We start from the raw sequence: 14,926 nt of genomic DNA, 5'->3' as shown, positions 1-14,926 counted from the left end.
TCCCCGCTGATCGTGGCCCGCTTCGCGCCCGGCCCGGAACGCGGAAGAGGGGCACGACCCGCAGGCCGTACCCCTCTTCGCTCCGCCCCTGGCGGGATCACTCGCCCGGCGTGGACTTCGCGATCTGCATCAGGAACTCGATGTTCGTCCGGGACTGCTTGAGCCGGTCCAGCAGGAGGTCGAGCGCCGCCTGCGAGTCCAGCGAGTGCAGCACCTTCCGGAGCTTGTGGACGATCGCCAGCTCCTCCGGCGCGAGCAGGACCTCCTCCTTGCGCGTACCGGAGGGGTTGATGTCGATCGCCGGGAAGACCCGCTTGTCGGCGATCTTCCGGTCCAGCTTGAGCTCGGCGTTGCCGGTGCCCTTGAACTCCTCGAAGATGACCGTGTCGGCCATCGACCCGGTCTCCACCAGCGCGGTGGCGAGGATGGTCAGGGAGCCGCCGTTCTCGATGTTCCGCGCCGCACCCAGGAAGCGCTTCGGCGGGTAGAGCGCGGTGGAGTCGATACCACCCGACATGATCCGGCCGCTGGCCGGCGCCGCCAGGTTGTACGACCGACCGAGCCGGGTCACCGAGTCGAGCAGCACGACCACGTCGTGCCCCAGCTCGACCAGGCGCTTCGCCCGCTCGATCGCCAGCTCCGCCACCGTGGTGTGGTCCTGCGGCGGACGGTCGAACGTGGCCGCGATGACCTCGCCCTTCACCGACCGCTGCATGTCGGTGACCTCTTCCGGCCGCTCGTCGACCAGCACCACCATCAGGTGGCACTCCGGGTTGTTGCGGGTGATCGCGTTCGCGATCGCCTGCAGCACCATCGTCTTACCGGCCTTCGGCGGCGAGACGATCAACGCCCGCTGACCCTTGCCGATCGGCATCACCAGGTCGATCACCCGGGTGGTCAGGATGTGCGGCTCGGTCTCCAGCCGCAGCCGCTCCTGCGGGTACAGCGGAGTGAGCTTGTAGAACTCCGGCCGGCGCTTCGCCTCGTCCGGCTCCATCCCGTTGATGGTGTCCAGCCGGACCAGTGGGTTGTACTTGTCGCGCCGCTGCTCGCCGTCCCGCGCGGCCCGCACGGCGCCGGTGATGGCGTCACCGCGGCGCAGGCCGTACTTCTTGATCTGGGACATCGAGACGTACACGTCGTTCGGGCCGGCCAGGTAGCCGGTGGTCCGGACGAAGGCGTAGTTGTCGAGCACGTCGATGATGCCGGCGACCGGGACGAGCACGTCGTCCTCGCCGACCTGCGGCTCGCGGCCGCCGCCCTCGCCGCCCTCGGCCCGCTCACCGCGGCCCCGCCGGCGGTCACGGAACCGGCTGCGCCGGCCGCGCCGGCCGCCGCCCTCGCCGTCCTCGTCGCCGTCGTTGTCGCGCTCAGCGCGCTCGGCGCGCTGGCCACGGTCGTTGCGCTCGCCACGCTCGGCCCGCTCGCCCCGCTCGGCACGCTCGCCGCGCTCGGCACGCTCGCCGCGCTCAGCCCGCTCGGCCCGCTCGCCACGCTCGGCACGCTCAGTGCGCTCGCCCCGCTCGGCACGCTCAGTGCGCTCGCCCCGCTCGGCACGCTCGGTGCGCTCTGCCCGCTCGGCGCCACGCTCCCGGCCGCGGCTCTCGCCGCGCTCGGCCCGCTCACCGGTCTCGGCCGGGGCCTCCTCGGCACGCGGCTCGGCCGGACGCGCCTCGGCGGTCGCGGCGGCCCGGCCACGCCGGCTCCGGGTACGACCCTCGGTCACCTCGGCGGCCGGCGCCTGCTCGGCCGGGCGGCGCTCGGTCTCGGCCCGCTCCTCACGGACCTCGGCGTGCACCTCTTCCCGGGCCGGAGCGGCCGCGGCCGCGACCTCGGCCCGCGGTCGAGGGGTGCCGGCGGCGGCGCCGCCCTGCCGCTCGGTGATCGCGCTGATCAGCTCGCCCTTGCGCATGCGAGCCGTACCGGAGATGCCGAGCGACGCGGCCAGGCTCTGAAGCTCAGGCAGCAGCATCGCCGACAGGCCGGTACCGCTGCGCCGACGGCGCGTGGGAGCGGCGGCGGTGGCATCGCCAGCGACGTTGGAAACATCCGACGTCACGTCGGTGGTGTCGCTCAATGGATTCCTTCCCTCGATAGGCCGGGGCTGCCCGGAGTCGAAACCAGGTGGCCGGGCGGCCTCGGTGCACCCGCCTCGCATGGACGCGTCGCGGGAGTCTGTGACACAGCAGCCGGTCGGTTTCCCGACTCACCAGCGTCGGTGAGCAGGTCTCGCCGTCTGCGGCGACCTGTGGAAACTGCGGTGCGGCGTAGGCCTTTGGCAGGGGTGACGGGCTGACCGCCGAGAGCTTCGGGGGTGCGCCGCCCCGCAGGAGATCGCGTGCTTCGCGGCTGTGCTGAGTCTAGAGCGTAATCAACTCTTCCGACCTGCGGCAACAGGGTCCCGCTCGGCGTGTCCAAGTCTACCCCGGCTGACCCGGGCACCGCTGACATCTATGGGCAACTCCCAGCGCTGCCAATCTGTTCCCGCGTCGAACCCCGCCGGCACCTCGGTCAACGCCAGGACGGTCGGGCCCGCCCCACTGACCACAGCGGCCACATCCGCCTCACGCAGGGCGGCGACCAGGGCTGCCGTCCCCGGCATCCCCTCGGCGCGGTAGTCCTGGTGCAGCCGGTCGACCGTGGCCGGCAGCAGCAGCGCCGGATCGGTGGTCAGCGCGTGCACCAGCAGGGCCGCGCGTCCGGCGGTCAGGGCCGCGTCGGCGTGCGGCACGGTGGTCGGCAGCGCGGCCCGGGCGACGGCGGTCAGGCCGCGCTCGCCGGGCACGAAGACGGTCGGGCGGACGCCCTCCGCCACGGGCAGCGACACCGCCCGGGCACCGGCCGGCTCGGTCCAGGCGACGGTGAAGCCACCGAGCAGGCAGGGCGCGACGTTGTCGGGGTGGCCCTCGATCTCGGCGGCCAGCCGGAGCGCGGCGACGTCGTCCAGCAGCGCCGCGCCGTCGTCGGCCAGCGCCCGGGCCAGCAGCACCCCGGCGACGATGGCCGCCGAGGACGAACCGAGGCCCCGGGCCTGCGGGATCCGGTTGACGCACTCCAGGGCCAGCCCCGGCGGCTGCGTGCCCAGCACGTCGAAGGTGGCCCGCATGGCCACCACCACCAGGTGCTGGTCGCCGTCCGGCAGCTCGCCGGCGCCCTCGCCGGTCACCGCAACCCGGACCCCACCGGCGGTCACCTCGGCCGCCACGTCGTCGTACAGCCCCAGGGCCAGCCCGAGCGAGTCGAAGCCCGGCCCCAGGTTCGCGCTGGTCGCGGGCACCCGGACCCGCACGGGACCGGAGGCGAGAGTCATCGGCACCGGCTCATGCTAGGACCCGACACCGACAGCCCGCCGATTCGCCCGGACCGTGGGATGCGTGCCCACGCGCTCGGCGAAGCCCGCGTCGGTCGTGGGCGCCTCGCAGCCCCGATGGCGGGTGGGCGACGCCGCCGCGCGCACCGTGCGGGCCGGCGCGGGTCAGGACGCCCGGCTGGCACAGGGCTCCTCCGCCGGATCGGTGAGCGAGAGCCGCCGGGTGGCCAGCCGCCAGCCCAGCGCGTAGACCACGGTGACCAGACCGCAGCCGGCCAGCACGCTCCGCTCGCTCACCGTGTCGACCACCAGGGCGACGGCCAGCTGGCTGACCGAGATGGCCAGCGTCGCCAGCATCATGTCGGTGGCGAAGACCCGCCCCCGCAGGTGGTCCGGCACCTCGCCCTGCAGGGCGTAGTTGGACAGCACCCAGTTGCTGCCGCCGCCGAGGTGGGCCAGGAAGACCAACACCAGCACCAGCGGGAACCAGGCGACCACCGACACCCCGAGGTAGGCCAGGCCGTAGAGGGACATGGACAGCGCCAGGCCGGTGAGCAGCCAGGCCCGGTTGGCGAGCACCCGGCGCATCAGGATCGGGCCGACCAGCGCCCCGGCGCCCCGGGCGGCGAAGAGCAGTCCGGTGCCGACCGCCCCGACCCCGTACACCCCGGCGAGCAGCGGGAAGACGGTCAGCACGCCGTTGCCCAGGCCGACCGCCGACTTGACGGTGACCAGGCCGAGCACGCGCGGCTGGTGCGCGATGTAGCGCAGCGCCTCGCGGATCGCCGCCCAGGTGCGGGTGGGTGCCAGCGCCGGGTCGCGGGGGGCCTGCAGCGGCCGGCGGATCAGCGCGGCCAGGCCCGCCGCCACCACCAGGCTCCCCGCCGCCACCCAGAAGCTGACGTACGCGCCGGCGGCCGCGCTGAGCATGCCCCCGAGCGAGGCGCCGACGACCGTCATGGTGCCCCAGGCGGAGCCGGCCACGGCGTTGCCAGCGGCCAGGTCCGCCGGGTCGAGCACGTTGGGCAGGGCGGCCTGGGCGGCCGGCGAGTAGAACGCCTTCGCCACCGCCACGGCCGCGATCGCCACCAGGGCCAGCCAGGCCGTCCGGGAGCTGCGGACGCCGAGCAGCAGCAGGACCCCGGCCAGCGCGGCGAGGTTGGCCGCGATCATGGTCTTCCGCCGGTCGAACCGGTCGGCGATGGTGCCGGTGTACGGCAGCAGCAGCGCCAGCGTGCCGGTGTCCACGGCGAGCACCAGCGCCCCCCACACCCCGCTGCCGGTCAGCTTCGGCAGGAGCACCAGCAGCGGCACCATGACGAACCAGTCGGCGCCGAACACCACCAGCTCGGCGAGGAAGAGGTTGCGGAAGTCGCGATTGCGGACCAGGACCGAGACGGTGGGTGACACGCCGGCACACTACCGGGCCGGTCAGACCACGGCGGCGTGGCGGAGCATCTGGGAGACGGTCACGAAGGTGTAGCCGCGGGCCCGCAGCCCGGTGATCATGTCGGGCAGGCCGCGCAGCGCGACCAGCCGCCGCTCCGTGCCCACGTCATGGCCGAGCAGGATGGTGCCGGGCTGCACGTCGGCGACGATTCGCCGGGCGTGCCCGGCCGGGTCGTCGGGAAACTCACCCTCGACCATCTGCAACGTCCACAGCACCAGCCGGTAGTCCAGCCGAGCGGCGGCGTGCAGCACCGCCCCACCCAGGTGCCCCCAGGGCGGGCGGATCAGGCGGGGCGCGACCCCGGTGGCCTCGGTGATGGCCTCGTGGCTGCGCCGGAGGTCGTCGTACGCGGCGTGGGCGTCCATCCGGGCCAGGTCGTGGTGGGCCCAACTGTGATTGCCCACCTCGTGCCGCCCCAGCCGGCCCCGGACCAGGGCGGCGTGCTCCCGGGCCCGGACACCGACCAGGAAGAAGGTGGCCGGGACGGCGTACTTATCCAGGGTGTCCAGCACCATCGGCGTCCACTGTGGCAGCGGCCCGTCGTCGAAGGTGAGGGCGAGCAGGCGCTCCGTGGTGCGTACGCCCCAGACGACCTCGACCGTGCCCGAGCCGACCTCCTGGTGGCGGCTGCCCACGGTGGCACTGGCCGGCCCGCCGGCGATCGGGAGCCGGCGGTCGGCGATCCAGGTGCTCTGCGAGGTCGCGGCGGCGCCCAGCGCGGCACCCCCGGCCAGCAGCGCGGTGCGACGCAGCACCGCCCGCCTGTCCCACCGGCCCACGCCGTCCGCCATGGCCCCGCCCCCGCTCCGGCCGGCCATCCGCGACAGCGAGCCGACGACGCGCAGTAGGTGTCAACTCACCCACGGTACAGCCTGGCGTCGCCGTCCACGGTCCCCTCGCGCCGCCGTCCGCCACGAAGCGCCCGCTTCCCCGAAAAGAGTGGTCCCTCCTCCCTCCGCCCGGGGATGCTGGAGGGCCCTTTTCGCGGAAAGAGTGGCCAGCCGAGGCGGAATGGCCACTCTTTCCGGGCATTTGCCCGCAACCCGCCGGGGCGGCGGTGGCGGGTGGGGGTCAGTCGGCTGGTGGGAGGGGGGAACGCCGGCTCTTCGGGAGCCGGAGCACCTCGAACTGGTCCGTACCGTCGAGCAGCGCGGCCGAGGGGGCCGGCCGGGCCGGCGCCGGTGCGGCGGGCTCGACCGGCGGCTCGCCACCGCCGACGGTCGCCGGGACCGGCACCGGTGCGCCCCGGCGGCGGGCCCGAAGTGCACGCAGCGACTCCTTGGCGCGTTCCACCATGGTGTAGAGGGTCGGCACCAGGATCAGCGTCAGCAGCGTCGAGCTGATCAGGCCGCCGATCACCACGACCGCCAGCGGCCGGGAGATGAAGCCACCCTCGCCGGTGAGGCCGAAGGCCATCGGGAGCAGCGCGAACACCGTGGCGACCGCGGTCATCAGGATCGGGCGCAGCCGCCGGCGGCCGCCCTCGACCACCGCCTCGGTCACGCCCATCCCCCGGGCCCGGTACTGGTTGATCAGGTCGAGCAGCACGATCGCGTTGGTCACCACGATGCCGACCAGCATGAGCACGCCGATCAGCGCCGGTACGCCCAGCGGCGTCCCGGTGGCCAGCAGCAGCGCGATCGCCCCGGTGGCCGCGAACGGGACGGAGACCAGCAGGATCAGCGCCTGGGTCAGGCTGCGGAACGTACCGACCATGATCAGAAAGACGATCGCGATCGCGGCCAGCACGGCCAGCCCCAGGTCGGCGAAGGCGTCCTTCTGGTCGGCGCTCACCCCGCCGATGGCGAACGTCGCCCCCGGCACCTCCAGCGCGTCCAGCCGTTTCTGCAACTCCTGGGTGGTGGCGCCGAGGTCCGAGCCGGTTGCCGTGCCGGTGACCGAGACGCTCCGCTCGCCGTCGATCCGGGTCACCTGCTGCGGGCCCTCGACCTGGTTGACGTCGGCGATGTCGTCCAGCTTGACCGGGCCCACCGGCAGCGCCCGCAGGTCCGCCACGCTCAGCGGCGGCCGGGTCCCGGTGCTGAGCACCACGTTCAGCGGCCGGCCGTCCAGCGTGACCTGGCCCAGCGGGGCACCCCGGTACGCCTGCGCGACGAGCTGACCGACGGCCGCCTCGGTGAGCCCGGCCCGCGCCGCGGCGACCCGGTCCACGGTCACCTCGACCCGGGGCACCCGGGCGGCGAGGCCGGTGGCGACGTCGTCGACACCCGGCGTACCGGCCATCGCGTCCCGGACGGCCTCGGCGGCCCGGGTCAGGGTCTCCTGATCGGCGGCCTGCACGACCACCTCGAGCTGGCTGGCGGAGGCGCCGCTCTGTCCGGCGCCGAAGCTCAGCTCACCCACCTCCGGGCCGAGGGCGTCGAACTCCTCGCGGAGCGTGCGCCGGACCTTCGCGGCGTCGGTGTCCTCGGTGAGCGCCACCGAGTAGGAGGCGGTGTTGTTGCCACCGCCACCCGCCCACGGACTGTCCGTGCCGCCCGCGCTGACCTGGTATGTCTTCACCCCCGGCGTACCCCGGAGCACCTCCTCGACCCGCGCGGCGGCCTGGTCGGTGCCGGTCAGCCCGGTGCCCGCCGGCAGCTCCTGCCGGATGGCCAGTATGTCCTGGCCGGAGTCGTCCAGGAAGTTGGTCTCCAGCTTCTGGGCCAGGCCGAACGTGCCGAGCAGCACCAGCAGGCCCAGCCCCACGGTGGCCCAGCGGGTGCCCCAGGAGCGGGTGGCGAACCCGATGGCCGGTAGGTACGCCCGCTGCAGCGGGCTGCGCAGCTCCTTCTCCTCGGCCGCCCGCCGGGCTGCGGCGTCGTCCGCCCCGCTGCGGCCCGGCTTCAGGAACCAGTACGCCAGCACCGGGATCACGGTCAGCGAGACCAGCAGCGAGGCGAGCAGGGCCACCGTCACGGTGATCGCGAACGGTGCGAAGAGCTGCCCGACGAAGCCGCCCACCAGCGCGATCGGCGCGAAGACGGCGACCGTGGTGAGCGTCGAGGCGGTCACCGCGCCGGCCACCTCGCGGACCGCACCGAGGATGGCCTCCCGCTTCGGCTCGCCGTACTCCAGGTGCCGCTTGATGTTCTCGAGCACCACGATGGAGTCGTCGACGACCCGACCGACGGCGATGGTCAGCGCGCCGAGGGTGAGCAGGTTGAGCGAGTGGTCGCCGGCCAAGAGCACGATCAGCGCGACCAGCACCGACAGCGGGATGGAGACCGCGGTGACCACGGTGGAGCGGATCGAGAGCAGGAAGACCAGGATCACCACCACCGCCATCAGCAGGCCGAGCAGGCCCTCGGTGGTGAGGCTCTCGATGGACCGCTCGACGAACGGGGCCTGGTCGAAGACCACGGTGAGCGCGGCGCCGGAGGCGGCCGAGAGCGCGTCGAGCCGGTCCCGGATCTCGTGCGAGATCCGCACCGCGTTGCCGTCCGGGGTGGCGGTGACGGCGATGCCGAGACTGGGCTTGCCGTTGGTCCGGGTGAAACCGGTGGCCGGGGCGAGCTGCTGCTCCACCCGGGCCACGTCGCCGAGGCGTACCGGGGCGGCGGGGGCGGTGGTGAGCACGATGCCACGCAGGTCGTCCACGGTCCGGATCGGGGTGCCGACCTGGACCGGCAGCGATCGGCTGCCGTCGGCCACCGCGCCGGCCGGCACCGCGACGCCGTTGGTCTTGAGCGCCTGGCCGATCGCGGTGGGGGCCAGCCGCGCCGCGGCCAGCTTCACCGGGTCGGGGGTGACCAGCACGACCGGGTCGCGGGTGCCGGTCACCGCGACCGTCCGGACCCCGTCCAGTCCCTCCAGCTCGGGTACGACGTTGCGGCGCAGCTGCTCCGCCAGCGCCTGCTCGTCGTCGCCGCCGGTCGCGGCCACCACCACGGCGGGCAGATCGTCGGTGCTGCCGGCGATGACCTGCGGATCCACCCCCTGGGGCAGCTGCCCGTCGATGCGGTTCAACGCGGTCTGCATCTTGTTGACCACGTCGTCCAGATCGGTGCCGAACGCGTACTGCACCTGGACCGTGGTGGAGCCCTCGCGGGAGGTCGAGGTGATCTTCTCCAGCCCCGGGATGCCCTGCAGGCTGTTCTCGATCGGCTCGGTGACCTGGGACTCGACGATCTCCGGCGCGGCGCCCGGGTACGCCGCCACGATGAACGCGGCGGGGAACTCCAGCGACGGCAGGAGCTGCTGCTTCAGCGATGGTACGGCGAACGCCCCGAACGCCGCGGTCACCAGCGCGATGAGGGCGATCAGCCCTCGGTTGGCGAGGCTGAATCTGGCGAGCAGCGACATCGGCGTGGCTCACTCCTGGAATGGGGTCTGCGGGTGCCCAAAGTCTGCCCCACCCCGTCTGTCCACTCCGCACCCACCCACCCCTGCCCATCCCCGCCCCCCCTTCCGTTGATCATGAGGTTAGCGGCGAATGGGAGCGCTCCCCCTGCCGCTAATCTCATGATCGCCAGGCGGGACCGGCAGGGCGGCGGGGCCGGCGGGGCAGGAGGGGGTGGCGGTCAGGCCAGGTCTAGGGAGCGGGCGGCGGACAGGGGGTCGTTGGCGATGGTCACCGGGGCGGGGGCGGTGGAGATGGCCCACTCCGGGTCCTTGAGGCCGTGGCCGGTGACCGTGCAGACCACGGTGGACCCGGCCGGCACCCGGCCCGCGGCGCCCTGCTGGAGCAGACCGGCCACGCTGGCCGCGCTGCCCAGCTCGACGAACACGCCCACCTCGCGGGCCAGCAGCCGGTACGCCGAGAGGATCTCCCGGTCGGTGACCGCCGAGATCAGGCCGCCGGAGGCGTCCCGGGCGTCGACCGCCTTGGTCCAGCTCGCCGGGTTGCCGATCCGGATGGCGGTGGCGATGGTCGAGGGCTCCGGCACCACCTGCCCGGTGACGATGGGGGCGGCACCGGCCGCCTGGAAGCCATACATCTTCGGCGCCTTCGTGGCGTTGCCGGCCGCCACGTCCTCCGAGTAGCCCATCCAGTAGGCGGAGATGTTGCCGGCGTTGCCGACCGGCAGGCAGTGGATGTCCGGCGCGTCGCCCAGCGCCTCGACGATCTCGAACGCGGCGGTCTTCTGCCCGTGCAGCCGGTCGATGTTGACCGAGTTGACCAGGGCGACCGGGTAGTCCTGGGCGAGCTTGCCGGCCAGCGCCAGGCAGTCGTCGAAGTTGCCCTGCACCTGGAGCAGCCTGGCGCCGTGCACCAGCGCCTGGGCCAGCTTGCCCAGCGCGATCTTGCCCTGCGGCACCAGCACCGCGCAGGTGATCCCCGCGCGGGCCGCGTACGCTGCGGCGGAGGCGCTGGTGTTGCCGGTGGAGGCGCAGATGATCGCCTTGTCACCGGCCTCGACGGCCTTGGAGACGGCGACCGTCATGCCCCGGTCCTTGAAGGAGCCGGTGGGGTTGGCCCCCTCCACCTTCAGCCAGACGTCGGCGCCGATCCGGGCGGAGAGCACCGGCGCCGGCAGCAGCGGGGTGTTCCCCTCGTGCAGGGTGACGACCGGGGTGGCGTCGGTGACCGGCAGTCGGTCCCGGTACGTCTCGATCAGACCCCGCCACATGTCGCTCTCCTCGCCTCGACCGCCCCGGCCACATCGGGGCTTCTACCAGCGTGAACCAGCCTTTCGGACCGGCCGCCGGCACACCTGGGGTTAACCATCAGGCGGGACGGGAGCTACGCCCCGCCCTCGACCCGCAGCACGCTGGTCACCGAGCGGACGATCGCCAGCCCACGCAGCTCCCGGACGGTGGCCGCGAGCGCGGCGTCCGGCGCGACGTGGGTGACGATGACCAACTCGGCGTCCGCGCCCCCGCCGGCCGCGCCGCCACTCGCCGGGCCCTGCCGGACGGTGGCGATGGAGACCTCGTGCCCGGCGAACACCCCGGCCACCGCCGCCAGCACACCCGGCCGGTCGGTCACGTCGAGGCTGATGTGGTAGCGGGTGAGCGCCTCCCCCATCGGCCGCACCGACAGGTCGGCGTACGCCGACTCGCTGGGCGCGTGCACCCCGGCGAGGCGGTTGCGGGCCACCGCCACCACGTCGCCGAGCACGGCGCTGGCGGTCGGCGCGCCGCCGGCGCCGCGGCCGTAGAACATCAGCTGCCCGGCCGCCTCCGCCTCGACGAAGACCGCGTTGAACGCGTCGCCGACGCTGGCCAGGGGATGGGTCAGCGGAATCATCGCCGGGTGCACCCGGACACTGACCGTCTCGCGGCCCTGCGCGTCGGAGCCCCGGGCGGCGATGCAGAGCAGCTTGATGGTGCAGCCCATCGCCTTGGCGCTGGCGACGTCGGCGGCGGTCACCTCGGTGATGCCCTCCCGGTGCACGTCGGCCGCGGTGACCCGGGTGTGGAACGCCAGGGAGGCGAGGATGGCGGCCTTGGCGGCGGCGTCGAAGCCCTCCACGTCGGCCGTCGGGTCCGCCTCCGCGTACCCCAGCTCGGTGGCCTCCTCCAGCGCCTCGGCGAAACCGGCGCCGGTGGCGTCCATGGCGGAGAGGATGAAGTTGGTGGTGCCGTTGACGATGCCGGTGACCCGGTTGATCCGGTCCCCGTGCAGCGACTCGCGCAGCGGGCGCAGCAGCGGGATGGCCCCGGCGACGCTCGCCTCGTAGTAGAGGTCGGCGCCGCCCTCGGCGGCGGCGTCGTGCAGCGCGGCGCCGTCCTCGGCGAGCAGCGCCTTGTTGGCCGTGACCACGCTCTTGCCCGCGCGCAGCGCCTCGACGAGCCAGCTCCGGGCCGGCTCGATGCCGCCGACGACCTCCACCACGACGTCCACGTCGTCCCGCTTGATCAGCCCGAGCGGGTCGGTGGTGAACAGGGCGGGGTCGACCGGCAGGTCACCTCGGTCCCGGCCGAGCCGGCGTACGGCGATGCCGGCGATCTCCAGCGGGGCACCGATCCGGGCGGCGAGGTCGGCCGACTGCTCGTGCAGCAGCCGCACCACGTCGCTGCCGACCGTGCCGCAGCCGAGCAGCGCCAAGCGAACGGGTGAGGTCATCCGACATCCAATGCGAGCAGGTCCGCTTCGGTCTCCCGGCGGACGATCAGCCGGGCCCGACCGTCGCGGACGGCGACGACCGGGGGCCGCGGGACATGGTTGTAGTTGCTGGCCATGCTCCGGCAGTACGCCCCGGTGCCGGGCACCGCGACAAGATCTCCGGGCTGCACGTCAGCGGGCAGGAATTCATCCTTCACCACGATGTCCCCGGACTCACAATGCTTTCCCACCACGCGGGCGAGCAGCGGTTCCGCCGCCGAGGCCCGGTTCGCCACCGTCGCCGAGTAGGACGCGTCGTAGAGCGCGGTGCGGATGTTGTCGCTCATCCCGCCGTCCACGCTCACGTAGGCACGATGACCGTCGCCGCCGCCAGTGCCCAGCGGCACGGACTTGACCGTGCCGACCTCGTAGAGGGTGAACACGGCGGGACCGACGATGGCCCGGCCCGGCTCGATGGACAGGTGCGGCACCCGCAGCTTCTCGGCGAAGCACTCGGCGTCGACGATCTTGCGCAGCCGCTTGGCCAGGTCGCTCGGCGCGGCCGGGTCGTCCTGCGTGGTGTACGCGATGCCGAACCCGCCGCCCAGGTCCAGCTCGGGCAGTTCCACCCCGCGGGCGTCGCGGATCTGCGCCTGCAGGCCGAGCACCCGACGGGCGGAGACCTCGAAGCCGCTGGCGTCGAAGATCTGCGACCCGATGTGCGAGTGCAGCCCGCGCAGCTCCAGCACGCCCTCGTCGAGGATCTTGAAGGCGGCCGCCGCAGCCGCCCCGCCGGCTAGCGAGAAGCCGAACTTCTGGTCCTCGTGCGCGGTGGCGATGAACTCGTGGGTGTGCGCCTCCACGCCGACGGTGACCCGGACCAGCACCTTGGGGCGTACCCCACGCTCGCGGGCGAGCGCGGTGAGCCGGTCGATCTCGGCGAACGAGTCGACGATGATCCGGCCCACCCCGGCGTCCACCGCCCGGGTCAGCTCGGCCACCGACTTGTTGTTGCCGTGGAAGCCGATCCGCTCCGCCGGCATCCCCGCCGACAGCGCGGTGGCCAGCTCGCCGCCGGTGCAGACGTCGAGGAAGAGGCCCTCCTCGGCGATCATGCGGACCACTGCCCGGCAGAGGAAGGCCTTGCCGGCGTAGTAGACGTCGGCGTCCGGGAAGGCGTCCCGGAACTCGCGGCAGCGCGAGCGCAGGTCGTCCTCGTCCAGCACGTACACCGCGGTGCCGAACTCGGCGGCCAGCTCGCGGACGTCCAGGCCGGCGACCTCCAGCGCGCCGCCCGCCCCGCGCGCCACGTGGCGCGGCCACAGCTGCGGCACCAGGGCGTTGACGTCGACCGGGGTACGCAGCCAGGCCGGCCCGCGGTTGCCGATGTCGCCGTGCAGGGCACCGGCCTCGTGCGCGCGCATGGGACTACATCCTTTCCGGGGCGGAGACGCCGAGCAGCTGCAGGCCGTTGGCGATGACCACGCGGGTGGCGTCGTTGAGCCAGAGCCGGGCCCGGTGGGTGTCGGTGATCTCCTCCTCGCCCTGCGGGGTGACCCGGCACTGGTCGTAGAACCGGTGGAACGCCGGGGCCACCTCGCGCTCCAGGTAGTGCGCGAGCCGGTGCGGCTGGCGCAGCTCCGCGGCGGTGGCCACCACGGCCGGGAACCCGGCGAGGGCCTTGAGCAGCTCGTGCTCCTTCTCGTGGCTGAGCAGCTCGGGGCGGAAGTCCGCCGCCGCGCCCCGGGTCAACCCCGCCTCGGCGGCCTGCCGCGAGATGCCGGCGGTCCGCGCGCCCACGTACTGCACGTAGTAGACCGGGTTGTCGTTCTTGGCCCGGGTCCACAGCTCCACGTCGATGTCGATGGGCGAGTCGGCCGAGTAGCGGGCCAGCGCGTATCGGGCGGCGTCCACGCCGATCGCGTCGACCAGGTCCTCCAGGGTGACCACGGTGCCGGCCCGCTTGCTCATCCGCACCGGCTGCCCGTCGCGGACCAGGTTGACCAGCTGACCGATGAGGATCTCCAGGTTGCGGTCCGGATCATCGCCGAAACAGGCGGCCATGGCCTTCATCCGGCCGATGTAGCCGTGGTGGTCGGCGCCCAGCATGATCACCACGCGCTCGAAGCCGCGCTCGCGCTTGTCCAGGTAGTAGGCGCAGTCGGCGGCGAAGTAGGTCCACTCGCCGTTGGACTTGCGCAGCACCCGGTCCTTGTCGTCGCCGAAGTCGGTGGTGCGCAGCCAGGTGGCGCCCGCGGCCTCGTAGACGTGCCCCTGCTCGCGCAGCCGGGCCAGCGCCTTGTCCAGCTCGCCCCGGTCGTGCAGGTCCTTCTCGTTGAAGTAGGTGTCGAACTCGACGCCGAAGTCGCGCAGCGACGCCTTGATCTCTTCGAACATCAGCTGGACGCCCTCGACCCGGAACATCTCCTGGGCGGCGGCGTCGTCCAACTCCCGGACCTCCGGCCGGCGCCGGCACACCTCGTCCGCGATCTCGGCGAGGTACGCCCCGCCGTAGCCGTCCTCCGGGGTCGGCTCGCCCTTGGCGGCGGCGAGCAGCGAGCGGGCGAACCGGTCGATCTGGGAGCCGGCGTCATTGAAGTAGTACTCGGTGCCGACGTCGGCGCCGGTGGCGCGGAGCAGCCGGCTCAGCGCGTCGCCGACGGCCGCCCAGCGGACCCCGCCGATGTGCACCGGGCCGGTCGGGTTCGCCGAGACGAACTCCAGGTTGATCTTCTGGCCGGCGAGGGTCTCACTGCGGCCGTACTCCGGGCCGGCCTCGACGATGACCTTGGCCAGCTGGCCGGCGGCGGCCGAGTCGAGCCGGATGTTCAGGAAGCCCGGGCCGGCGATCTCCACCGACTTGATCCCGGGCGCCCGACCGAGCTGCTCGGCCAGGGCGGCGGCCAGCTCCCGCGGGGGTACGCCGACCTTCTTGCTCAGCTGCAGCGCCAGCGTCGAGGCGTAGTCGCCGTGCTCGGGGTTTCGGGGTCGCTCGACGGTGGTCTGCGCGGGCAGCGCGGAGCCGTCCAGGCGCCGGTCCTCGAAGACGGCGCGGGCTGCGGCAAGGACTACGTCGGCGAGTTCTGCGGGAGTCACCGAACCATGTTATCGGGGGTAGACTCGGGCACCGCGGCGGCGACCAGCATGTGAACCGGCCCGCCGGGCTCCCTGACCG

At 73.4% G+C, this 14,926-nt stretch carries 9 protein-coding genes; all 9 read right to left on the bottom strand.

Annotated features, from left to right (window positions below; all coding sequences use genetic code 11):
- Positions 1–97: 97 nt before the first annotated feature.
- On the bottom strand, positions 98–2,077 hold the full coding sequence (gene rho, locus ACGF4F_RS11860; RefSeq protein ID WP_357440116.1) for a transcription termination factor Rho: 1,980 nt from the start codon (positions 2,075–2,077) through the stop codon (positions 98–100).
- A gap of 294 nt (positions 2,078–2,371) precedes the next feature.
- Complete coding sequence (gene thrB / locus ACGF4F_RS11855) at positions 2,372–3,310, bottom strand: homoserine kinase (RefSeq protein WP_357440202.1); 939 nt, start codon at positions 3,308–3,310, stop codon at positions 2,372–2,374.
- A gap of 165 nt (positions 3,311–3,475) precedes the next feature.
- Entirely contained in the window at positions 3,476–4,720 is a 1,245-nt protein-coding gene (locus tag ACGF4F_RS11850; protein WP_357440113.1) for an MFS transporter, read from the bottom strand.
- A 21-nt stretch (positions 4,721–4,741) separates the two neighbouring features.
- A complete protein-coding gene (locus ACGF4F_RS11845) occupies positions 4,742–5,551 on the bottom strand; it encodes a polysaccharide deacetylase family protein (RefSeq protein WP_357440110.1) in 810 nt (269 codons plus the stop codon).
- Positions 5,552–5,831: 280 nt separating this feature from the next.
- Positions 5,832–9,065, bottom strand: coding sequence for an efflux RND transporter permease subunit (locus ACGF4F_RS11840; protein WP_357440107.1), 3,234 nt, complete (start codon positions 9,063–9,065; stop codon positions 5,832–5,834).
- Positions 9,066–9,283: 218 nt separating this feature from the next.
- Positions 9,284–10,333, bottom strand: coding sequence for a threonine synthase (thrC, locus tag ACGF4F_RS11835; RefSeq protein WP_357440104.1), 1,050 nt, complete (start codon positions 10,331–10,333; stop codon positions 9,284–9,286).
- Positions 10,334–10,446: 113 nt separating this feature from the next.
- Positions 10,447–11,772 carry a homoserine dehydrogenase gene (locus ACGF4F_RS11830; protein WP_357440101.1) on the bottom strand — a complete coding sequence of 442 codons (1,326 nt, stop codon included), beginning with the start codon at positions 11,770–11,772 and terminating at the stop codon, positions 10,447–10,449.
- A complete protein-coding gene (gene lysA / locus ACGF4F_RS11825) occupies positions 11,769–13,175 on the bottom strand; it encodes a diaminopimelate decarboxylase (RefSeq protein WP_357440099.1) in 1,407 nt (468 codons plus the stop codon). The genes ACGF4F_RS11830 and lysA overlap by 4 nt, the downstream gene beginning before the upstream one ends.
- 4 nt (positions 13,176–13,179) lie before the next feature.
- Positions 13,180–14,847, bottom strand: coding sequence for an arginine--tRNA ligase (gene argS / locus ACGF4F_RS11820; protein WP_357440097.1), 1,668 nt, complete (start codon positions 14,845–14,847; stop codon positions 13,180–13,182).
- Positions 14,848–14,926 lie beyond the last annotated feature (79 nt).

The sequence above is a fragment of the Micromonospora sp. NPDC047740 genome (genome assembly GCF_043204735.1).
In the GTDB taxonomy this organism is placed as follows: domain Bacteria; phylum Actinomycetota; class Actinomycetes; order Mycobacteriales; family Micromonosporaceae; genus Micromonospora.
The sequence above is the reverse complement of the archived record's forward strand: the minus strand, read 5'-3'. Positions and strand labels throughout refer to the sequence as shown.